The organism is Streptomyces sp. NPDC052079, assembly GCF_040680275.1.
Classification (GTDB): domain Bacteria; phylum Actinomycetota; class Actinomycetes; order Streptomycetales; family Streptomycetaceae; genus Streptomyces.
The window spans coordinates 1-21,734 of the sequence record NZ_JBFAWL010000031.1; the positions used below are offsets into that span (position 1 = coordinate 1).

At 72.8% G+C, this 21,734-nt stretch carries 20 protein-coding genes; 8 read left to right on the forward strand and 12 right to left on the reverse strand.

Annotation, left to right across the window (positions count from 1 at the left end; genetic code table 11):
• Positions 1–789: M66 family metalloprotease (locus AB0L56_RS28990; protein WP_365428494.1), on the reverse strand; the 789-nt coding region annotated here is incomplete at its 3' end.
• Positions 790–1,067: 278 nt separating this feature from the next.
• Here AB0L56_RS28990 and AB0L56_RS28995 point away from each other — a divergent pair.
• Positions 1,068–2,240, forward strand: coding sequence for an acyl-CoA dehydrogenase family protein (locus tag AB0L56_RS28995; RefSeq protein WP_361033410.1), 1,173 nt, complete (start codon positions 1,068–1,070; stop codon positions 2,238–2,240).
• 333 nt (positions 2,241–2,573) lie between these two features.
• Here the strand turns inward: AB0L56_RS28995 and AB0L56_RS29000 are convergent, their stop codons facing one another.
• On the reverse strand, positions 2,574–3,008 hold the full coding sequence (locus AB0L56_RS29000) for a hypothetical protein (RefSeq protein WP_365428412.1): 435 nt from the start codon (positions 3,006–3,008) through the stop codon (positions 2,574–2,576).
• Positions 3,009–3,223: 215 nt separating this feature from the next.
• On the opposite strand from AB0L56_RS29000, the gene AB0L56_RS29005 reads away from it, so the two are divergent.
• The 4 genes from AB0L56_RS29005 to fxsA all read left to right on the forward strand — a co-directional run bounded on the left by AB0L56_RS29005 (position 3,224) and on the right by fxsA (position 7,569).
• On the forward strand, positions 3,224–3,664 hold the full coding sequence (locus tag AB0L56_RS29005) for an Lrp/AsnC family transcriptional regulator (RefSeq protein WP_142196567.1): 441 nt from the start codon (positions 3,224–3,226) through the stop codon (positions 3,662–3,664).
• A 212-nt stretch (positions 3,665–3,876) separates the two neighbouring features.
• Positions 3,877–5,481, forward strand: a complete 1,605-nt coding sequence (locus AB0L56_RS29010) for an amidohydrolase (RefSeq protein WP_365428415.1) — start codon at positions 3,877–3,879, stop codon at positions 5,479–5,481.
• A gap of 557 nt (positions 5,482–6,038) precedes the next feature.
• Positions 6,039–6,908: a polyprenol monophosphomannose synthase gene (locus AB0L56_RS29015; protein WP_365428418.1), complete on the forward strand. Its 870-nt coding sequence runs from the start codon at positions 6,039–6,041 to the stop codon at positions 6,906–6,908.
• A 76-nt stretch (positions 6,909–6,984) separates the two neighbouring features.
• Positions 6,985–7,569, forward strand: a complete 585-nt coding sequence (gene fxsA / locus AB0L56_RS29020; RefSeq protein ID WP_361033422.1) for an FxsA family membrane protein — start codon at positions 6,985–6,987, stop codon at positions 7,567–7,569.
• Positions 7,570–7,689: 120 nt separating this feature from the next.
• Here the strand turns inward: fxsA and AB0L56_RS29025 are convergent, their stop codons facing one another.
• The 4 genes from AB0L56_RS29025 to AB0L56_RS29040 form a co-directional block, all read right to left on the reverse strand.
• Positions 7,690–8,064 carry an RNA polymerase-binding protein RbpA gene (locus tag AB0L56_RS29025; protein ID WP_003977404.1) on the reverse strand — a complete coding sequence of 125 codons (375 nt, stop codon included), beginning with the start codon at positions 8,062–8,064 and terminating at the stop codon, positions 7,690–7,692.
• A 278-nt stretch (positions 8,065–8,342) separates the two neighbouring features.
• Positions 8,343–9,689 carry an MFS transporter gene (locus tag AB0L56_RS29030; protein ID WP_365428422.1) on the reverse strand — a complete coding sequence of 449 codons (1,347 nt, stop codon included), beginning with the start codon at positions 9,687–9,689 and terminating at the stop codon, positions 8,343–8,345.
• A gap of 50 nt (positions 9,690–9,739) precedes the next feature.
• The gene (locus tag AB0L56_RS29035; RefSeq protein WP_361033428.1) at positions 9,740–10,507 is read right to left on the reverse strand and encodes a glycerophosphodiester phosphodiesterase; all 768 of its coding nucleotides are present in this window, start codon (positions 10,505–10,507) and stop codon (positions 9,740–9,742) included.
• Positions 10,504–11,169, reverse strand: a complete 666-nt coding sequence (locus AB0L56_RS29040; protein ID WP_365428426.1) for a hypothetical protein — start codon at positions 11,167–11,169, stop codon at positions 10,504–10,506. The genes AB0L56_RS29035 and AB0L56_RS29040 overlap by 4 nt, the downstream gene beginning before the upstream one ends.
• A gap of 100 nt (positions 11,170–11,269) precedes the next feature.
• Between AB0L56_RS29040 and AB0L56_RS29045 the strand changes: the two genes are divergently transcribed.
• A complete protein-coding gene (locus AB0L56_RS29045) occupies positions 11,270–12,769 on the forward strand; it encodes a PLP-dependent aminotransferase family protein (protein ID WP_361033434.1) in 1,500 nt (499 codons plus the stop codon).
• A 582-nt stretch (positions 12,770–13,351) separates the two neighbouring features.
• On the opposite strand, the gene AB0L56_RS29050 is transcribed toward AB0L56_RS29045, so the two are convergent.
• Together AB0L56_RS29050 and AB0L56_RS29055 are read right to left on the reverse strand one after the other, a co-directional pair.
• Positions 13,352–15,079: a hypothetical protein gene (locus tag AB0L56_RS29050; protein WP_365428430.1), complete on the reverse strand. Its 1,728-nt coding sequence runs from the start codon at positions 15,077–15,079 to the stop codon at positions 13,352–13,354.
• A 50-nt stretch (positions 15,080–15,129) separates the two neighbouring features.
• Positions 15,130–15,324 carry a hypothetical protein gene (locus tag AB0L56_RS29055; protein WP_030832645.1) on the reverse strand — a complete coding sequence of 65 codons (195 nt, stop codon included), beginning with the start codon at positions 15,322–15,324 and terminating at the stop codon, positions 15,130–15,132.
• A gap of 263 nt (positions 15,325–15,587) precedes the next feature.
• Here AB0L56_RS29055 and AB0L56_RS29060 point away from each other — a divergent pair, with 263 nt between their 5' ends.
• Both AB0L56_RS29060 and AB0L56_RS29065 read left to right on the forward strand, forming a co-directional pair.
• Entirely contained in the window at positions 15,588–15,980 is a 393-nt protein-coding gene (locus AB0L56_RS29060; protein ID WP_361033440.1) for an ankyrin repeat domain-containing protein, read from the forward strand.
• A 300-nt stretch (positions 15,981–16,280) separates the two neighbouring features.
• A complete protein-coding gene (locus AB0L56_RS29065; RefSeq protein ID WP_365428435.1) occupies positions 16,281–17,699 on the forward strand; it encodes a HEAT repeat domain-containing protein in 1,419 nt (472 codons plus the stop codon).
• A 909-nt stretch (positions 17,700–18,608) separates the two neighbouring features.
• On the opposite strand, the gene AB0L56_RS29070 is transcribed toward AB0L56_RS29065, so the two are convergent.
• From AB0L56_RS29070 to AB0L56_RS29085, 4 genes are read right to left on the reverse strand one after another with little or no spacing between them, the layout of a single operon-like run.
• Complete coding sequence (locus AB0L56_RS29070) at positions 18,609–19,478, reverse strand: biotin-dependent carboxyltransferase family protein (RefSeq protein ID WP_365428438.1); 870 nt, start codon at positions 19,476–19,478, stop codon at positions 18,609–18,611.
• On the reverse strand, positions 19,475–20,104 hold the full coding sequence (locus AB0L56_RS29075; RefSeq protein ID WP_365428441.1) for an allophanate hydrolase subunit 1: 630 nt from the start codon (positions 20,102–20,104) through the stop codon (positions 19,475–19,477). The genes AB0L56_RS29070 and AB0L56_RS29075 overlap by 4 nt, the downstream gene beginning before the upstream one ends.
• Positions 20,101–20,859, reverse strand: a complete 759-nt coding sequence (locus tag AB0L56_RS29080) for a 5-oxoprolinase subunit PxpA (protein ID WP_365428444.1) — start codon at positions 20,857–20,859, stop codon at positions 20,101–20,103. The genes AB0L56_RS29075 and AB0L56_RS29080 overlap by 4 nt, the downstream gene beginning before the upstream one ends.
• A gap of 58 nt (positions 20,860–20,917) precedes the next feature.
• Entirely contained in the window at positions 20,918–21,730 is an 813-nt protein-coding gene (locus AB0L56_RS29085) for a putative hydro-lyase (protein ID WP_365428497.1), read from the reverse strand.
• Positions 21,731–21,734 lie beyond the last annotated feature (4 nt).

Below are 21,734 nucleotides of genomic sequence, written 5' to 3' on the forward strand. Positions count from 1 at the left end.
ACCGCGGCGTCGAAGGCGTCGTTCATAGGTATCGCCGCGGCAGCCCTTGTAGCTGGAAGCGGACGTCGGCACGAACGGCCCCTGGAACCGGCGCTTGTTCTGGTCGTAGCCCCACACCGAACCCGCCAGGCCGCCGGCCAGGTAGGGATATCGCCCCTCCAGGTAGGCGGTTCCCTGGTGCGGCGAGCCCATAGCGTGGCCCTGTTCGTGGATGAAGACGCCCGAGTAGCCCGCTCCGCCGGAGCCGACCGAGAAACCGCCCAGGCCGGCGCCTTCGACGAAGTCGACGCCGTTGAGGTCGCGCATGATCGTCGGTGCGTAGTACTGCACCCGGCCCGGGGCTTCGCCGTTGGCATCGAGCATATTGCGAAGCAGGTTCAACACCACGCCGAGGATCTTGAACCCGTCGCCATCGCCTCGCGCGTCGCGGGCGCGACGCAGGAACGCGGGCTTGCCGTCCTGCGGCGGCATCACCAGGGTCGGCCAGATCGCCGCGCGCGCCGGATGGTTGCTCACCACCACGCTCGCCATCGGCCACTTGGCGTACAGCTCGTCCACCGCGTCCTGCGGCGCCGTGCCGGTTTGCGAGAGCGGGAAGGAATTGTCCGGGGTGGTGCCGAACAGGTAGAACGGCAGCGCCCGGATCAGTGCCTGGCTATCGGCGCCGATCACCGGCGCCTGCAGCGCGCCGGCGCGGTAGTTGTCGGCGACCACGCGCAGTTGCAGCGCCGAAGTCATCCACGCGGCGGGAATTTCGCCCGTGGAACCCCCGCCCCCTGCACGCTTCAGGGGCTGACTGGAGCCAAACCCTAGGAGGACTAGACCAGTTGGTCAATGGTGCGGACCAATGCGGACGGGCGGAGGCTGGGGCGAAGGTATCTTCGGTGAGCGGTCGTTAACTGGTGACTCGATGCCGCCGATCGGGCATACTCACAGCGCACAGCCGCTGGTCAGCAGCTTCCGCGACCCGGGACTGCGAGCATCGGCGAGGCACCCATACGACCCGGCGGAGCCGCCCCCACCCAAGGCGCACGCCGATGTGCCCGAACAGGGAGGAGAGCGTCGCCATGCCCGACCGCGCCCCGCAGCCGGTGGACCGGCAACTGCCCACGGACGAGGCCCGGGACCTCATCTCGCTCGTCCGCGACATCGCGCAGCACGAGATCGCCCCCAGGGCGGCCGAGGAGGAGGACGCGGGACGCTTCCCCCGCGAGCTCTTCACCCGGCTCTCCGAGCTGGGCCTGCTGGGTCTGCCCTACGACACCGAATACGGCGGCGGCGACCAGCCCTACGAGGTCTACCTCCAGGTCCTCGAGGAACTCGCCATCGCCCGCCTCACCGTCGGGCTGAGCGTCAGCGTGCACACCCTGGCCTGTTACGCGCTCGCCGCCTTCGGTTCCAAGGAGCAGCAGGCGGAGCGCCTCAACGCGATGTTCGACGGCGGCCTGCTCGGCGCCTACTGCCTCTCCGAGCCCGCCTCCGGCTCGGACGCGGCCTCGCTGCGCACCAAGGCCGTGCGGGACGGCGACGCATGGGTGATCACCGGCACCAAGGCCTGGATCACCCACGGGGGCATCGCCGACTTCTACACGGTCATGGCCCGCACCGGCGAGGACGGCCCGCGGGGGATCACCGCGTTCCTCGTGCCCGGCGACGCGGAGGGGCTCAGCGCCGCCGTGCCGGAAAAGAAGATGGGGATGAAGGGCTCGCCCACCGCCCAGGTCCACTTCGACGGGGTCCGGATCCCCGACACCCGGCGCATCGGCGAGGAGGGGCAGGGCTTCGCGATCGCCCTGTCGGCCCTGGATGGCGGTCGGCTCGGCATCGCCGCCTGCGCCATCGGCCTGGCCCAGGCGGCGCTCGACGCGGCGGTCGCGTACGCGACCGAGCGGCGGCAGTTCGGCAAGCCCATCGCCGACTTCCAGGGGCTGCGCTTCATGCTCGCCGACATGGCCACACAGATCGAGGCCGGACGCGCGCTGTATCTGGCGGCGGCCCGGCTCCGCGACGCGGGACGGCCGTTCGCCAAGCAGGCCGCCATGGCCAAGCTGCACTGCACCGACACGGCCATGCGGGTCACCACCGACGCCGTGCAGATCCTCGGCGGCTACGGCTACACCGCGGACTTCCCCGCCGAGCGCTATATGCGCGAGGCCAAGGTGCTGCAGATCGTCGAGGGCACCAATCAGATCCAGCGCATGGTCATCGCCCGCCACCTCGCGGGGCCGGAGACGCGCTGAACTGACCGAGCCCCCGCCAGGGCGCGGCGAGCCGGGTCCACTCCGGGTCGTGCCGCCCGGGCAGCGTGCGGCCCCGGTCGGCCCAGGTCCGCATGAGCTCGCGGTAGATCGGCGGATCCGGGAGCTGGGGCGGGGCGGGTGCGGCCGCTTCCATGGGAGGCGGCACGAAGACACGGCGTTGACGCCCGGTCGTCGAGTACGTGGGGGTCGTCATACCTGGGCAACGCGGGAGCGACCGGACGGGTCACCGAACGCCGGAATAGGGCGTGAGTTCACGGCCGTCCCGTACGGCGGAGGAGGGTGACGCACGGTGCCACCCTCCTCCGCGTGTGCTCAGGCGGCGTGGCGCCGCATCGACGGGACCCTGATCGGGCGCGACCCCGGGCCGCCGACGTGCGAGAACGGCTGGGTGCGCCAGTTGAGTCCCTGAGGGAGCGTCAACAGCAGGGCGGTGTCCTGCTCCTGGGGCCCGACGGACTCGTCCGCCGGCCGCGCCTCGGAGGCCCGGCGGCCGGTACCGGCACAGACGGTGAGTCCGAACGGGTTCCACGGCGAAGCGCACAGCGCGTGCTCCGGCAGGACATCCTCGTCCGCCAGCAGGGCGATGGGCTGTGCGCAGTCCGGGCAGATCACCCGGTACATCTCGAAGGTGTCGTACGCGTCGGATTCGTCGTCCAGGGTGTCGGGTTCGACGTACTCCGGCTCGGGCGTGACGACCGGCTGCTGCCGCTTGGACGTGGTACGACCATGGCGCTTAAGACTCTGCATTGGGTTCTCCCCCTCGGGCTGGGCCGTGAAGGCGCTGCGGCCTCGACCACAGCAAGCACTTCCCGTCGGCCTCGGGGCGTAATCACGAGAACATCACGGAGACCGTCCGAAGGCTGTGGCGTTCGTCACATGCCGCTCGCAGGTGCCCCGCGCGGCGACTCCGGGCTCTCGCTCAGGTATCCGAGGAGATCACGTGCACTGTAGGTTCTTGCGGCATGGAGGAGCTGGACCGACAGATCGTGCAGCTGCTCGTCAAGGACGGGCGGATGAGCTACACAGACCTGGGCAAGGCCACGGGCCTGTCCACGTCGGCGGTGCACCAGCGGGTGCGGCGGCTGGAGCAGCGTGGCGTCATCCGCGGCTACGCCGCGGTCGTCGACCCGGAGGCCGTCGGCCTGCCCATGACGGCGTTCATCTCGGTCAAACCCTTCGACCCCAGCGCCCCCGACGACATCGCGGACCGCCTTGCGGGCGTGCCCGAGATCGAGGCGTGCCACAGTGTGGCGGGCGACGAGAACTACATCCTCAAGGTGCGCGTGTCCACACCGCACGAACTGGAGGAACTCCTCGCCCGGGTACGCTCCCTGGCCGGCGTCTCGACCCGCACGACGGTAGTCCTCTCCACCCCATACGAGTCCCGCCCACCGCGCATCTGAACAGGCCCGGTCACACGCGCCGGCGCGGGTGCCGGCCGGGGGTAGGTCGCGCAGCCCGGCGCCTGAACGCTGACCGCGTGGGTGTGGGCCGGGGGTGGTTTGCGCACCCCGCCTGCGCCGGGCTGCGCAGACACCCCCCGGCCCGCACCCACACGGGGCTCGCCGTCGAACCCGCGTACTGCGCGCCCCGCCGGACGCGGGACACTGTGGGCATGAGTGAACGCACCGCCCCGCCGCACACCGTCCTGCTTCGCCGCGGAGAGGTCCACAGCCCCGCCGACCCCTTCGCCACCGCGATGGTCGTCGAGCGCGGCCAGGTCGCCTGGGTCGGCTCCGAGGGCGCCGCCGACGCCTTCGCGGACGGGGTCGACGAGGTGATCGACCTCGACGGTGCGCTCGTCACCCCCGCGTTCACGGACGCGCACGTTCACACCACCGCCACCGGCCTCGCCCTCACCGGTCTCGACCTGTCCGGCGCACCCTCCCTGGAGGCCGCACTAGCCCGCGTACGCGAGTTCGCCGCCGCCCGCCCGCACGACCGCGTGCTGCTCGGCCACGGCTGGGACGCAGCCCGCTGGCCCGGCGGCCGCCCCCCGACCCGCGCGGAACTCGACGAGGCCACCGGCGGCCGCCCCCTCTACCTCAGCCGGATCGACGTGCACTCCGCGGTCGTCACCACCGCGCTGCTCGACCTCGTCCCGGCCGCCGTCACCCGCGAGGACGGCCCGCTCACCGGCGACGACCACCACGCGGTACGCGCCGCCGCACTGGGCGCCGTCACGCCGGCCCAGCGCGCCGAGGCCCAGCGGGCCGCCCTCGCCCACGCCGTGTCCTTCGGCATCGGCACGGTCCACGAGTGCGGCGGACCGGAGATCTCCTCCGAGGACGACTTCACCGGGCTACTGCGGCTCGCCGCCGACAAAACCGGTCCGCGCGTCGTCGGCTACTGGGCCGAACAGAACGTCGCCAAGGCCCGCGAGCTGGGCGCGATCGGTGCCGCCGGTGATCTGTTCGCCGACGGCGCCCTCGGCTCGCACACCGCCTGCCTGCACGAGCCGTACGCCGACGCCGGCCACACGGGTACCGCCCACCTGGATGCCGCCGCGGTGGCCGCCCACGTCGTCGAGTGCACCGAGGCGGGCATGCAGGCGGGCTTCCACGCCATCGGCGACGCCGCGGTGAGCGCCGTCGCCGACGGCGTCCGTGCCGCCGCCGAGAAGGTCGGCCTCGCCCGCGTCCGCGCCGCCCGGCACCGCGTCGAGCACGCCGAGATGCTCACCCCCGAGACCATCGCCGCCTTCGCCGAACTCGGCCTGACCGCCTCCGTCCAGCCCGCTTTCGACGCGCTGTGGGGCGGCGAGGCGGGCATGTACGCCCGGCGCCTGGGCGCGGAGCGGGCGCGCACCCTCAACCCGTTCGCGGCGCTGCTGCGGGCCGGAGTCCCGCTCGCCTTCGGCTCCGACAGCCCGGTCACCCCCCTCGACCCGTGGGGCACGGTCCGCGCCGCGGCCTTCCACCGCACTCCGGAGCACCGTGTCTCCGTCCGCGCCGCCTTCACCGCCCACACGCGCGGCGGCTGGCGCGCCGTCGGACGTGACGACGCGGGCGTCCTGGTGCCCGGCGCACCCGCCGACTACGCCGTCTGGCGCACTGGCGAACTCGTCGTCCAGGCACCCGACGACCGGGTGGCCCGCTGGTCCACCGACCCCCGCTCCGGCACCCCGGGTCTGCCCGACCTCACTCCTGGCCGTGACCTGCCCGTCTGCCTGCGCACGGTGGTCGGCGGGCGCACGGTCTTCGTACGGCCGGGCGAGTGATCTACGAGGTGGGCGCGGTGACGATCATGCGCCGCGCCGCTCGTTCGCGACCTGCGCATCCTCGCCGCTGACCAGGCATTTGAACCACATTACGCAGGTCAAACGACTGTTGACAGGCGGCGGCAGGGGGCCGGTAGGTTCGGCCGGGTCCACCACCGGACGCCCGACCGGGGAACTTCCGGCCACTCGGGTCAGCGCCGCTGGGTCAGGGACGGTGTGCCGCACCGGGGCACCGCCACTGGGAGCCAGGCTCAGCGTCGGCGCCGTACCGAGGGAACGTTCCAGACGGCCGGGGAGGTGTGACCCCGGGTGGGGCCCGGGCGCTCAGTAGACAACGGCTTCAGGTCGATCCGCAGCCGGCGGATCCCAGGCCGGCCCGAAGAGCGCCGGGCCCCCATCCGCTGCCGTACCCCGCGACGCCGCCCCGCGGCGCGGCCGAAAAACGTATGGCTACCCGATCTTCGGGGAACGACACCGCCATACGAACGTCCTGTCGCGTCGCCGCAGAGCCCGACGACTATGGTGGGACCCTGCGCACAGGACGTGAAGGGGCAGCAGTGGACGACGGCGACGGGACCCTCGAGGCGGGATCCCAGGGGCGGAACTTCGGCCCGCTCGGTACGGCTTTGGTGATCATCCCGACCTATAACGAGGCGGAGAACATCAAGGCAATCGTGGGCCGGGTGCGCGAGTCCGTCCCCGAGGCGCACGTCCTCGTGGCCGACGACAACAGCCCCGACGGCACGGGCAAGCTCGCCGACGAGCTGGCCGCCGAGGACGACCACGTCCAGGTGCTGCACCGCAAGGGCAAGGAAGGCCTGGGCGCTGCCTACCTCGCCGGGTTCCGCTGGGGCATGGAGCATGGCTACGGCGTACTGGTCGAGATGGACGCCGACGGTTCCCACCAGCCCGAGGAACTGCCCCGTCTGCTGACCGCCCTCAAGGGCGCCGACCTCGTGCTCGGTTCCCGCTGGGTGCCCGGCGGCCGGGTGGTGAACTGGCCGAAGTCCCGCGAGTTCATCTCGCGCGGGGGCAGTTTCTACTCGCGGATGGCGCTCGATCTCCCGCTGCGTGACATCACCGGCGGCTTCCGCGCGTTCCGCCGCGAGACCCTGGAGGGACTCGGCCTGGAAGAGGTGGCCTCCCAGGGGTACTGCTTCCAGGTCGACCTGGCCCGCCGCGCGGTCAAGGCGGGCTGCCACGTCGTCGAGGTGCCGATCACTTTTGTCGAACGCGAGCTCGGGGACTCGAAGATGAGCCGCGACATCCTCGTCGAGGCGCTGTGGCGGGTCACGGCGTGGGGGGTGCGGGAGCGCGTCGGCAAGGTCCTGGGACGCGGCGACCACAAGCGGCCCGAGCCGGACGTCGAGCGGCAGGTCCGGTCGGCGACAAAGCGCTCCGAGCCGGAGGGCCAGACCGAAGCGTAGGCGTACGGCAGGACGCCGACAGCCTTGCGACCGCCCGTTTATACCGCTCTGAGCCGGGCCCAGGCACACTGGGACCATGACGACTGGCGCTCAGACCCCGCATCCCGTCCGGCCCCGGCGCTCCCGGCTGCGCGGTGTTCTGCCGCTCGCCGTCGCCGCGTGGTTCGTTCTGGAGATCTGGCTGCTCACGGTGGTCGCCGGGGCGTCGAACGGCCTGGTGGTCTTCCTCGTCCTGATGGCCGGTCTGGTCCTCGGCTCGATCGTCATCAAGCGGGCCGGCAGGCGGGCCTTCAAGAACCTCACCGAGACGCTGCAACAGCAGCAGAGCGGCATGGCACCCGAGGCGGCCCGGCCGAACAGCGAGGGCAACGGCCTGATGATGCTGGGCGGCCTGCTCCTGATCATCCCCGGCCTCGTCTCGGACGCGCTGGGGCTGCTTCTGCTGGTGCCGCCGGTCCAGAAAGCCGTGAGCCGCTATGCCGAGCGCACCTTCGAGCGCAAGCTCCGTGAGGCCGCGCACGGCTCACTGGGCGACGCCTTCCAGCAGGCCCATATCCACCGGCCCGACGGCAAGGTCGTCCAGGGCGAGGTCATCCGCGACGAGCCCGGAAGCACCGACGGCGACGCCCCGCAGGGCCCGCGCCCGCCGCTGACCCGCTAGCTCCCGCCGACCCGCCGCGGCGAACGCACGCGAACAGGACCGTGGGCGCCGAACATGTTCGGCGCCCACGGTCCTGTTACCGCTGTGCGATGGTGCTTCCGCGCCGGCCTCCGCCGGGGATCAAGCCGACTTTCGGCTGTCCCGAGGGTGAACCGCGATGTTCATGGCACCGGAACGCAGAACGGCGAGACGCTCCTCGAGGACCTCTTCGAGCTCCTCTCGGGTGCGCCGCTCCATCAGCATGTCCCAATGCGTACGCGCCGGCTTGGCCTTCTTCTCCTCCGGGCCGTCGCCGTCCACCAGGAGCGCCTGGGCACCGCAGACCTTGCACTCCCACTCCGGCGGGATCTCCGCCTCGACCGAGAAGGGCATCTCGAAGCGGTGCCCCTTCTCGCATGCGTACTCCACGGCCTGGCGCGGGGCCAGGTCGATGCCGCGGTCCGTCTCGTAGCTGGTCACCACGAGGCGCGTGCCGCGAAGAGCTCGCTCACTCATGAATCGTGCCTCCCGGGCTTGTCGCCCACAGGACAGGTGTCGCTGTCGTCGTCATCCGGTCAACGTCCGGTCGGCGGTAAAGATTCCCGTTCCGTGTCCCGTTCCGGGTCCTGCGTCGCCGTCGTAGCCGCAGCCTTGTCAACCATTGCAGTACCCACCGACGCCCGGTTTGTCACATCTGATAGCAGATGTCACACAGCGTTTCGGCATCTTTGACGCGCAGTAACGGTACGCCTGGCAGGCCAAACGCGTACACTACCGCCCTTTCGTGCCGAGTACTAAATCCGTTCGGGAACCGCGTTGCCCGCGTCGGCGATCGCCCGCCGCACCGGCACCCGCGCGAGCAGCGCGAATCCCAGGACGAAGAAGCCCACCAACGAGATGATTGCGTCCCGGTAGCTGCCCGTGAGCTGGTAGGTGAGCCCGAACAGCAGCGGTCCTAGCCAGCTCATCCCGCGGTCGCTCAGCTCATAGGCGGAGAAGTATTCGGCCTCCTTGCCCGGCGGTACCAGGTGGGAGAAGAGCGAGCGGGACAGGGCCTGGCTTCCCCCGAGGACCAGGCCGATGCCGGCGGCCAGCACGAAGAACCACACGGGCGCGCCGGCCGGCAGGAAGTACCCCGCGCCCAGGGTCACGGTCCAGGCCACCAGCGAGCCCAGGATCGTGCGTTTCGCGCCGTACCGCCGGGCCATCCGGCCCAGCGCCAGCGCGCCCGCCACCGCCAGCACCTGCACCAGCAGCACGGCGACGATCAGCGTCGACTGTCCGAGCCCCAGCTCCTTCGACCCGTACACCGAGGCCTGGGAGATCACCGTCTGGATGCCGTCGTTGTAGACGAGGTACGCCAGCAGGAAGGCGAGCGTCAGCGGGTGCCGGCGCATGTCGCGGACGGTCGCCGCGAGCTGCCGGAAGCCCGGCAGGGCGGCCTCCCGCGCGGGAGCGCGGCGGTCGCGCAGCCGGCGCAGCGGCACCAGCGCGAAGGCGCCCCACCACAGGCCGGCCGAGGCCAGGCAGATGCGCACCGCCATGCCCTCGGAGACCCCGAAGCTGTCGTGACCGTTGTAGAGGAGGAGGTTCAGGACGAGGACCAGTGCCCCGGCCGCGTAGCCGAAGGCCCATCCGCGCGAGGAGACCGCGTCGCGCTCCTCGGGCGGGGCGATCTGCGGAAGGTAGGAGTTGTAGAGCATCATCGCCACGGACTGCGCCGCGTTCGCCACGACCAGCAGCACACCGCCGAGCAGATAGCGCTCGCCGTCGAGGAAGAACATGCCCGCCGTGGCCGCCGCCCCCGTGTAGGCCGCGGCCGCGAGCAGGGGCTTCTTCCGGCCCGTGCGGTCGGCGGCGGCACCCACCAGCGGCATCACCAGCACGGCCAGGATCACCGACAGGGAGACCGCGTACGCGAAGAAGGATCCCGCGCGCACCGGGACGCCCAGCGGGTGGACGAACCCGTCCGCGTCCGCCGCCGCCTCGGCGACCGACGTCAGATAAGGGCCGAGGAACACGGTGAGCACGCTCGTGGAGTACACGGAGCATGCCCAGTCGTAGACGTACCAGCCGCGCTGTTCGCGTCGCCGGCCGGCGGTCTCGTCGCCCGCCGGTGACCGCAGGGTGTCGGTGTCCACCCGCGCCTCGCTTCCCCGTGAACGCGCCGAGGCGACGGGGTGCGGGGGTCTCAGACCCAGATGCCGCGGTCCTCCATGACCTTGCGCAGTGTGTCGATGTGATCGGTCATGATGCCATCCACTCCGAGGTCCAGGAGGCGGTGCATCCGCTCGGGTTCGTTCACGGTCCACACATGAATCTGCAGCCCGCGCGCATGGGCCGCCCGCACGAAGCGGTGGTCCACCACCCGCACGCCCGACTGCACCTCGGGCACCTGGGCGGCGACGGCCGACCGGCGCAGCGCGGCCGGTATCCCCCACGACCGCAGCCGGAGGTTCAGCACACCCCGGGTGCCGTACGACGTCGCCAGCCGCGGTCCGGCGAGCCGCTGTGCCCGCACCACGCGGGCCTCGGAGAACGAGCCGACACAGATCCGGTCCCACGCGTCGGTGCGCTTCATCAGGTCGAGCAGGGGCAACAGGGCCGGCTCGGCCTTGACGTCGATGTTCCAGCGCGTCTCGGGGAAGGTCTCCAGGAGCTCCTCGAACAGGGGGATCGGTTCCTGGCCCGCCACGCGCGCGTGCGCCACGTCACGCCAGGGCAGGTCGGCGATCCGCCCCGCGCCGTCCGTCACCCGGTCGAGCGTCGCGTCGTGGAAGGCGACGAGCCCGCCGTCGCGCGTGGCGTGCACATCGGTCTCGATGTACCGGTAGCCCGCCTCGACGGCACACCGGAACTGCCGCACGGTGTTCTCCAGGCCGTCCGCGGCCCCGCCCCGGTGGGCGAAGGCGAGGGGGCCGGGATGGTCGAGATAGGGGTGGCGTATCCGAGGGCTCACGGACGCAGTATCGCGCGCCGCGGCCGCCCACCGGCAACGACCTGGCTGCCCTCGGATGCCGAGGGGACGGCGAAGACCCGCAGGAACAGCTGGGCGAGCGGGCCGATGCTCACCGCGTACAGCAGGGTGCCCACACCCACGGTGCCGCCGAGGAGGAAGCCGGTCACCACCACCGTGATCTCGATGGCCGTACGGACCAGACGGACGGACACCCCCGTGCGCCGGTTCAGCCCCGTCATCAGGCCGTCGCGCGGGCCGGGCCCGAAGCGCGCCGCGATGTACAGCCCGGTCGCCGCCCCGTTCAGCACGATGCCCGCCACCATCAGGGACACCCGTACGACCATGGCCTGCGCGTCCGGCACCACGGCCAGCGTCGCGTCCATCGCCGCGCCGATCACCAGGACGTTGGAGACGGTGCCCAGCCCGGGCCGCTGGCGCAGCGGGATCCACAGCAGCAGCACGGCCGCACCCGTGATGGTCAGCACCACACCCATCGACAGCCCGGTCCGCTCGGACAGGCCCTGGTGCAGCACGTTCCAGGGTTCGAGACCGAGCCCGGACCGCACCAGCAGCGCCGAACTCGCGCCGTACAGCGCCAGCCCCGCGTACAGCTGGAACAGCCGGCGTGTGAGATGCCCGTGCCGGGACGAGTACCTGGCCAAAACGTGCCCCCCTGTGGTGGAAGTGGACCGATGCGTGACACCCTGTGGCGTGACTGGTCATGCCATCCATGGCCAATCCGGGGAAGGTGGACTGATTATCATGGCACAGTGGACTTCGGCAGTAGGTGCGGCACAGCTCGCGCGGCTGCTCAACTCCCAGCAGGACCGTCCGGCCGGCCCCGGAACCCGGCGCCCGCCCGCCTACCGCGCGCTCGCCGACGGCGTCCGCCTGCTGGTGCTCGAGGGGCGGGTGCCGGTCGCCGCGCGGCTGCCCGCCGAGCGGGAACTGGCGCTCGCGCTGTCCGTCAGCCGCACCACCGTCGCCGCCGCCTACGAGGCGCTGCGCGCCGAGGGCTTCCTGGAGTCACGGCGCGGCGCGGGCAGCTGGACCGCGGTCCCGGCGGGCAACCCGGTCCCCTCGCGGGGACTGGAACCGCTGCCGCCCGAGGCCCTCGGCTCCATGATCGACCTCGGCTGCGCCGCACTCCCCGCTCCCGAACCCTGGCTCACCCGGGCCGTCCAGGGCGCCCTGGAGGAACTCCCCCCGTACGCACACACGCACGGCGACTATCCCGCCGGGCTTCCCGCGCTTCGGTCGATGATCGCGGACCGCTACACCGCGCGGGGCATCCCGACCATGCCCGAGCAGATCATGGTGACGACCGGTGCGATGGGCGCGATCGATGCCATCTGCCACCTCTTCGGCGGGCGTGGTGAACGGATCGCCGTCGAGTCGCCGTCCTACGCCAACATCCTGCAGCTGATGCGGGAGGCCGGCGCGCGGCTCGTGCCCGTCGCGATGGCCGAGGGCCTGACCGGCTGGGACATGGACCGCTGGCGCCAGGTGCTGCGTGAGGCGGCTCCCCGCATCGCGTACGTCGTCGCCGACTTCCACAACCCGACCGGTGCGCTGGCCGACGAGGACCAGCGGCGCAAACTGGTGGACGCGGCCCGTTCGGCCGGGACGGTGCTGGTCGCCGACGAGACGATGACCGAGCTGTGGCTCGACCCGGACGTGGAGATGCCCCGCCGAGTGTGCGCCTTCGACCCGGCCGGGTCCACGGTGATCACGGTCGGCTCGGCGAGCAAGGCCTTCTGGGCCGGGATGCGTATCGGCTGGGTCCGCGCGGCACCGGATGTCATCCGCAGCCTCGTCGCCGCCCGCGCGTACGCCGATATGGGCACGCCGGTGCTGGAACAGCTCGCCGTGAACTGGCTGTTCGGTACGGAGGGCTGGGAGCGGGCGGTGGAGATCCGGCGTGCCCAGGCCCGGCAGAACCGCGACGAACTGGTGAGCGCGGTGCGGCGGGAGCTGCCCGACTGGGAGTTCGAGGTACCGCGGGGCGGGCTCACGCTGTGGGTGCGCACCGGCGGGCTCTCCGGCTCGCGGCTGGCCGAGGCAGGGGAGCGGGTCGGCGTGCGGGTGCCGTCCGGACCCCGCTTCGGAGTCGACGGGGCGTTCGAGGGCTATGTGCGGCTGCCGTTCACCGTGGGCGGCGCCGTTGCGGAGGAAGCGGCGGTACGGCTGGCCGCGGCGGCCCGGGTGGTGGAGTCCGGCGGGACGCTGGGCGCGGAGGCACCCGGCACGTTCGTGGCGTAGCGCGAGCCGAGGGGACCATGGCCGTCCGCCCGCCGCTCGACGGGAGCGGTGTCGTCCGGGCCCGGTACCACGGTCGTGCGGAGACGGGCGGCGCCCGGGTGGGAGCGTGCGTGGTACCGGGGCTCGGGGCGGCGGGCTCGCCTCCGCCCCCGGCTTGAGGGGAGCGGTCTCGTCCGGGCCCGGTACCACGGTCGTGCGGAGACGGGCGGCTCCCGGGTGGGAGCGTGCGTGGTACCGGGGCTCGGGGCGGCGGGCTCGCCCCGCGTCTGCGTCTGGGACAGCGCGCCCGGGCCGGGGCACCGCCACCACCCGGTCAGCGCGTCAGTCCCGGGACCTGGGCCAGAAGGCCCGCCTCCTCTGGCGCCGCAGACGGCGTGCACGGGGGCGGATGGACGCCCGCCGCACCAGCTTGCGTTGCACCGGGACCCTGGCGGGCCTGCCCCTTGCATGCCACGGGCGTGTGCGACACCCGCGTTCCCTGGGTGGCGCGTCCGCCGCCGGGGCCCCGGCCGGGTCGGTTCTGGCCGGCCCCGGCGCGGGAGTGGCACGGCACGGCGTGGTGCCGCCCCGGCCGGGTCGGGCTCAGGAGGACTCGGCGACCGCCGCTTCGGCGGGTACGGTCTCTTCGGAGACGGGTTCGGCGGTGACGACGTCGCCCGCCGCACGCCCCGCGGGCCCTCCGGCCTCGGCGGGCAGCTTCTCCGTCGTCACCTTGTCCAGGCGTACGGACTCCGCGGGCGCCGCCCCCGGTTCCGCCGCCTCCGCCTCCAGCCGCTCCGGCTCCTCGTCCGCCGGTGTCGTCCGGGGCGGCAGCAGGTCCATGACCGCCTGCCGGTGGGCGTCGCTGGTCGCGTCGTCGTACGGGTTCGGCGTCGCCGGAACCTGGAGGCGGTGCACCGGCCCCGCACCCAGGCGGGCGTACCCGCGTCCCGGCGGGACCTGGTCGACCGGAGTGATGTGCGGAGGAGCGCCCAGGACGGCCGTCAGCTGCTCCGCCGTCGCGGGGCCGAGGACGACACGCGCGCGCGTGTGCTGCCGTACCGGATCGCTGAGGGCGTCCAGGCTGTCGAACTGTTCAGCGACGACCACGGTGACGTTCGCCGGGCGGCCGTGCCGCAGCGGGACCTGGAGCAGCGACTGGGGGTCCTTGCGGCCGTCCCCGTCGGCCAGGTGCGTGAACGCGCTCGGCCGGTCCAGCAGCAGCCACAGGGGGCGTCTGGTGTCCTCCGGCGGTGGGTCCCCGGCCTGATGGGCCCGGTTCGCGGCGATCAGCCGGCGTTCCGTCTCCTGCGCGGCCCACTCCAGACTCGTGAGCGCGCCCGCCGGCCCGCACTCGACGGCCAGCACGCCGTCCCGGCCGGTGAGGCACGCGTACTCGCCGGTGCCCCCGCCGTCGACGATCACCACGTCGCCGTGGTGCAGGGCCTGCAGGGCGATGGAGCGCAGCAGCGTGGAAGTGCCGCTGCCCGGCTGGCCGACGGCCAGCAGATGGGGCTCGGTCGAGCGGATGCCGGTGCGCCAGACAACGGGCGGCACGTCGCGCTGCTCATCACCGAACACGCCGTGCGTGAGCGGCAGCGTCCGCTGCACCCGGATGGGGTCGGTGAAGCCGAGGACCGTCTCTCCGGGGGCCGTGACGAAGGGCTGCGCGGCGATGTCCGTGGGCAAGGGTGCGAGGACGCGGACGGTGAGCTGGTTGCCCTCCTGGTCCCACCCGAAGTGGTACTCGCGGCCCCGCCCCGACTTGGCGCCGAGCAGATGCTCGATCCGCGCGCGGGACTCCGGCTCGCCGTCGGTGAAGTAGGCGGGGTACGCGATCACCAGGTGCGTGATGCGGCCGTTGCCGTCGAACTCGTATTCGGAGAAGACCTTCCCCCAGTCGCCGCCGTGGGCGTAGAGCGGTTGCGGGTCCTTGGCGGTCGAGAAGTACGGGACCAGAGCCTCGTAGAGCGACCTCAGGCGCTGGGCCTGGGACGGGTCCGGCCCGTTGGCCGCCGTGGCGCGGTCCCGGCCCTGCCAGGCCGCCGCCGCCATCAGACCGACGACGGCGAGCAGCGGGCCGTACGGCGCGAGCGCCACGACCAGCACCACCGACGCTGCGAGGAAGAGCAGCGCACCGCGCCAGTCCTTCGGCGTGTCGGCCCACCTGCGCCGCCCGGCCGAGGCCAGCCGGCGCAGACCGCGCGTGATGGTGATCAGCGGGTGGAGGACATCCGTGGCGCTGTCGGCCGCCGCCTTGGCCAGCTCCCGGCTCCGGGCGAGCTGTCCGCTGCCGTTGCTCAGAATGCGGGGGAGGGGGCGCCGGGCCACTGCTGTCTCCAGAGGGTCGTACGGGCGGGCGGGGCGTGGTCGAGGGCGGGTCAGAATTTGAAGCCGCCCAGGAGGCCGGCCAGGCTTTCGCCGCCCGCCTTGATGCTGGGCGCGATGGCCGTGCTGGCCAGATAGAAGCCGAACAGCATCGCCACCAGGGCATGCGACGCCTTCAGTCCGTCCTTGCGGAAGAAAATGAAGACGACAACGCCGAGCAGCACCACGCATGAGATCGAGATGATCATGTGAGTTCTCCTGGTTCGCGGGGACAGTCACCATGAGTACTTCCAGGATCACAGAATGTATCTATACGATAAAAGGTGCAACTGGGTGGATTTTCGTTGATTACCCCCGTTCGGACCTGCCATGATCCTTACCTCCGGCGCATCAGGTCATGTGCCGCGCGAGCCAGTACGCTGGCGTTTCACCCGTACGGCTCTGCACCGCTCGCAGACGTACGCCCTGTCCCCGATGCGTGAAGCAATGTGCAGTGAGAGGCGGTCCGGCAATGACTGAAGCCCCCGACCCCGAGGTCGTGGAGCTGGCGACCAAGATCTTCGACCTGGCCAGGCGTGGCCGGACCGAGGAGCTCGTCGCCTATGTCGACGCGGGTGTGCCTGCCGACCTCACCAACGACCGCGGCGACTCGCTCGTCATGCTCGCCGCCTACCACGGTCACGCCGAGGCGGTGCGGGCGCTGCTCGGGCGCGGGGCCGACGCCGACCGCGTCAACGACCGGGGCCAGACACCACTCGCGGGGGCGGTCTTCAAGGGTGAGACCGAGGTGATCGAAGCCCTGCTGAAGGGCGGCGCCGATCCGTCCGCGGGCACCCCCTCGGCCGTCGACACGGCCCGGATGTTCGGCCGTACGGAACTGCTGGAGCTGTTCGGCGAGCGCTGAGCGACCCGCTCCGACCAGCGAAGACACGGAAAACGGGGGAGGCGGTACAGGGCCGCCGAAATTTCGGTCGCGGTAGATGTGACCGCCGGGTCATCATGACGACGTGATTCACGGACGCGATGGCTGGGCAGGTGTTGCCGCACCGCGCGGGCCGTGATGCGGTCCGCATGGGCCACCGACGAGAGGCAGAGAGAGATGGTCTACAGCAAGCAGGAAACGGCGGGCGCACCGACGTGTTGTCACGCGGCCAGGTAATGCACGTCCCCGGTTGCGTCGACGCTTGATGTGAGGCTGTTTCCCATGTTCGATCCGGTCATAGCGCCCAGCGGTACGCTGCTCGGCCTGCTCCAGCGGGGCCGCGGCGACGGCACGCTGCACGCGCTCACCGCCCCGCGCTCCGAAGCGCTCGCGGCGCTGAACCACTGTGTGCTGCGCGACCCGCGCCACGACTGGCAGGTGGAGAACCGCTCCCTCTACTACGCCCGCCTCTATCTCGATCTGCACGGCGAACTGGACGCCATCGAGTCCCACCTCTTCGACCCCGAGGACATCCTCGACAGCGACGAGTCACGCACCGGACTCGCCCTCGCCGTCCTCGGCCATCTCGCCTCCTACGGCCGGCGGGACGCCCTCGACCTGTTGCGCAGGTACGCCGCCCACGGGACCAACTGGGCCTGGGCCCTGGACGAACTGGCGCTCAGGGACGACGACGCGGGCCTGCGCGCCCTGGCCGCACCGGTCCTCGCGCGGTTCACCACCGACGCCGAGGGCGAGGCGGAGCTCGCCGCCACCGTCCGCGACGCCTTCGAACCACGGCCCTGGCGGCTGTGGGCCGACGATCCGCGCCCATCCATCGCCACACGCGTGCGTGCCGCCCAGGAGGCCGGCTGTTTCGACCGCTGGCAGCGCCAGATGCGCCCCAGCGGCCCGCGCCCCGGCTGGAGCGTGCGAGCGGTGTTCGACTGGGCCCAGCAAGGCATCGAACGCGGCGCCGCGCTCCATGTCCCGGCCGCCCGGTGTCTCGGTGCCGTGGCGGGCCCGGAGGACCGGCCCGAGATCGTACGGGCCGCCGAGGACGGCACCGAGGGAGCCCGCTGCACCGCCCTGCGGTACCTGGCCGACCACAACGATCCCGACGCCCTGGCGCTGATCGAACGTGCCGTGGCCACCGGCTCCACGCCCGTCGTGGAAGCCGCCGTCGACGCCTTCGAACGCATGCGCAGTCTCGCCGCCGTCGACCGGGCGCGCGGCTGGGCCCGCCGGCCCGATCCGCTGGGTGCCGCCGCCGGCCGGGTCCTCGCCTGCCGGGGCGGCCTCCAGGACCGTGACCTGGTCCTGGCCGCGCTCCGGGAGGCGGTGCGCGGGGACGGGCCCGACGCCCCCACCCTGTGGACCCTCGTCGACGGTGCCGGCCGTCTCGGCATCGCCTGCGCCGCCCCCGTGCTCCGCCATATCTACCGCGAGACCGCCTCCTCCCACCTGCGCGGCAGGGCCGCCCGCGCCCTCGCCGCCACCGATCCGTCCTTCGGCACGGGCTTCGCCGTCGAGTGCCTGTGGGACTGCGAGGAGACCACCCGCGAGATCGCCGCCCGGCACGCCGAGACCGGTGACACCCGGGTCATCGACCGTCTGCACCGGCTCGCCGCCGACCCGGCCGAGGAGGCCGAGGTGCAGACCGCCGTACGGAACCGCATCGGCCCCAAGGAAACCGCCGTGTGATCCCCCGGCACACGTGCCGGCCCACCCCGGGGCCCGCCCTGAATCTGCCCGCGGCTGCAGGGCTCTGACCCCGGGGCCCGCCCTGAATCTGCCCGGGGCCGCAGCGCTCTGACCCCGGAGCCCGCGCCGTAGCTGTCCCCGGGGCTCGTGCTGGTCTGCGCCTGGGCTTTGCGTGCTGGGCCTTCCCCCGGCGTACGCGCCGGGCCTACGGTTGGGCTCGCATGCTGGGCTCGTGCTGGGGCCCGTGGTGGGGCCCTTGGTGGGTCTGCGCCTGGGGTCGCGTGCTGGGCCCTTTTCCCGGCGTACGCGTTGGGCCTGTGCTCGGGCGCGCGTGCTGGGCCGTTTCCCGGCGTACGCGTTGGGCCTGCGGTTGGGCTTGCGTGCTGGGCTCGTGCTGGGGCCCGTGGTGGGGCCCTTGGTGGGTCTGCGCCTGGGCTTTGCGTGCTGGGCCTTCTCCCGGTGTACGCGGTGGGCCTGGGGCTTGGCCTCGTCCTGGGGCCCGTGGTGGTCTGCGGCTGGGTGCGCGTGCCGGGCCTTTTCCCGGCGTACGAGCTGGGCCGACGGTCGGGCGCGCGTGCTGGGCCTCGTCCTGGTCTGCGCCTGGGTGCACGTGCAGGGCCTTCCCGGCGCACGCGCTGGGTCTGCCCGCCGTTGCCGTCCGCCGGATCGATCCCGCCGGGTGTGCCCCGTAGGAACGTGAGCGGCGGTGAGGCGGTCGTTCGGCCGTTTTGCCGGTGCATCCGCAGTGTTGCGATCTGCCCCCGCTCGACGAAGCGAGCCCCGCGCCTACTCAGTGCGCGAGCCTGCAGTGGTCCGCCGCAAGCGCTTGCCCTGACCGCCGACCGAACGCGCGTCACCGCGCGGGGCACGAGCACCCGGGCCGGGCCTGCGCACCTGCGCCGGGGATCCTCAGCGGCGGCGTACGGCGACGAAGCGGATCGGGGTGCCGGGGCGGGCCTGGGCGGCGGCCGGGAGGTCGGAGGGGCGGACGACGGCGATCACCGGGTAGCCGCCGGTCGTCGGATGATCGGCCAGGAAGACCACCGGCGTGCCGTCCGGCGGTACCTGGACGGCGCCCAGCACCAGGCCCTCGCTGGGGAGCTCGTCCGCCCTGGCCCGTTCCAGGGCCGGTCCGGTCGTGCGCAGTCCGATGCGGTTGCTCGCAGGGGACACGTGGTACGTGCGGGACGTCAGGAGGCGCAGGGCCCCCGGGGTGAACCAGTCGTCGCGCGGACCCGGGGTCACGCGCAGCACGAGCTCCGACGGGGGCCCCGGCTGCGGGGCGACCTCCGCGCGCGCACGACCCTCGCGCGGGGCCCCGAGGGGGAGCACCGCACCGTCCGTGAGGGGGGCCGGGCCGAGACCCGAGAGCAGGTCGGTCGAGCGGCTGCCGAGCACCGGTTCGACGGCGATCCCGCCGGAGACGGCCACATAGGCACGTACCCCGCGCACCGCCGTCCCGACGTCGAGCACGGACCCCGCACGCACCCGTACCGGTGCGCCCCAGGCGACTGGACGGCCGTCCACGGCGACGGGACAGGGCGCCCCGGTGACCGCCACCGTGACCGTCGAACGGGGGCGTACGGAGCAGCCGTTGAGGGTCGTCTCCAGGACGGCCGCGTCCGGCGCGTTGCCCGCCAGCCGGTTGGCGAGCGCCGCGGCGGGCCCGTCCAGCGCCCCGGAGCGGGGCACCCCGAGGTGGGCATGGCCAGGGCGGCCCCGGTCCTGCACGGTGGTCAGGGCCCCCGCGCGGACGACGGCAAGCGCACGGTCCGTCATGCCGCCGGCTCCTGCGCTGCCACCGGGACGAAGCGCACGCGCGTGCCGGGGGACAGCAGCGCCGCCGGCACGCGCGCGTGGTCCCACAGCACGAGGTCGGTCGTGCCGATCAGCTGCCAGCCGCCCGGCGAGGACCGCGGGTACACACCCGTATAGGGTCCGGCGAGGGCCACCGATCCTGCGGGGACGGCGGTGCGCGGGGTCGGCCGGCGGGGCACGGCGTAGCGCGCCGGCAGACCGGTGAGGTAGCCGAAGCCGGGCGCGAATCCGCAGAACGCGACACGGAACTCGACGCCCGCGTGGACACGGGCCACCTCCCGCGCGGAGACGCCCCAGTGCGCGGCGACATCGGCGAGGTCCGGGCCGTCGTACCGCACCGGGATCTCGACCGTCTCCGTCGCGCGCGGGGGTACGGGCGGCAGTTGGAGGGCGGTCAGTTCGGCGGCCAGCCGGGCGGGCTCGGGCAGGCCGTCGAGCAGCACGGTGCGTGCCGCCGGGACGATCTCGCCGGCCCGCAACGTGCCCTCCGCGCGGCGCCGCAGCAGTTCCGCGTGGAGCGCCTGCGCCTCGCCCCCCGAGGAGACCTCGACGAGCAGGGCGTTCTCGCCGACGGGCAGCACTCTCATGCGAAGGCCTCGACTTTGACCCCGGACGTCTCCAGCGCGGCACGCACCCGGCGCGCCAGATCCACCGCGCCGGGCGTGTCGCCGTGCAGGCACAGCGAGCGCGCCCGCACCTCGACACGTCGCCCCGACAGCGCGTCCACCTCCCCGTACCGGGCGAGTTCCACCGAGCGGGCCACGACGGACGCCGCGTCGGTGACCACCGAGCCCTCCTCACGACGGGGCACCAGCGTGCCCTCGTCCGTGTACGCCCGGTCGGCGAACGCCTCGGACACCACGGGCAGACCCGCCTTCCCTGCCAGCTCCAGCAGACGGGAGCCGGGCATGGCGAGCAGGGGCAGCGTGGCGTCCGCGAGGACCACCCCGTCGACCACCGCGCGGGCCTGCTCCTGGTCCCGCACGACCCGGTTGTACAGCGCTCCGTGCGGTTTGACGTAGGCCACGCGAGCGCCCGCCGCGCGGGCGAACACCTCCAGGGCTCCGATCTGATAGGCCACCTCGGCCGCCAGCTCGGCGGACGGCACGTCCATCGCGCGGCGCCCGAACCCCGCCAGGTCCCGGTAGGAGACGTGGGCGCCGATCCGCACCCCGCGCTCGGCGGCGAGTTCGCACACCCGGCGCATGGTGGCCGCGTCCCCGGCGTGGAAGCCGCAGGCCACATTGGCGCTGGTGACGACGGACAGCAGCCGCTCGTCGTCGGTGAGCCGCCAACGGCCGAAGCCCTCGCCGAGGTCGGCGTTCAGGTCGATCGAGGTCATGAGTGCGTCGTGTCTCCTGTTCGTGCGCGCGGTTCCGTTGTTCGTGCGCGCGGTTGCGTCATGCCACGCGGAACTGTTCGTCCCGGGCGTCGCTGACGAACATCTGACCCGGTGCGTGCGTGACGGCGAACGGCGGCCGGGAGGCCATGACCGCGGCCTGCGGGGTCACTCCACAGGCCCAGAACACCGGGATGTCGTCCGGCTCGAAGTCCACCGGGTCGCCGAAGTCCGGACGGCCGAGGTCGTCGATGCCCAGCCCGAAGGGGTCGCCGCAGTGCACGGGACCGCCGTGCACGGCCGGGAGCAGGCTGCTCTCCCGGATCGCCGCCGAGAGCAGCCCGGGCGGTACCGGCCGCATGGACACCACCATCGGCCCGCTCAGCCGCCCCGCCGGACGGCACTGCCAACTCGTCACGTACATGGGGACGTTGCGGCCCTGCTCGACGTGCCGGACGGGAACTCCCGCCGCCGACAGCGCCCACTCGAAGGTGAAGCTGCAGCCGATCAGGAACGACACCAGATCGGCGCGCCAGTGCGCCCGCACGTCCGTCGGCTCGTCCACCAGCTTTCCGTGTTCCCACACCCGGTAGCGCGGCAGGTCGGTGCGCAGGTCGGCGCCGTCGGCCAGGACGGTGGTCACGGCCCCGGCGTCGGTGACGTCCAGGACCGGGCAGGGCTTGGGGTTGCGCTGGCAGAACAGCAGCATCTCGTATGCCCAGTCGGCGGGGACCGAGATCAGGTTGGCCTGCGTGTGTCCCGCGGCCACACCCGCCGTGGGACCCGACAGGCCCTCCCGGAAGCGGGCGCGCGCCGCGCGCGGGGTCCACGCGTGCGCGCGGCCGTCGGCCAGGGTCACGGGGCGGTCGTCCATGACG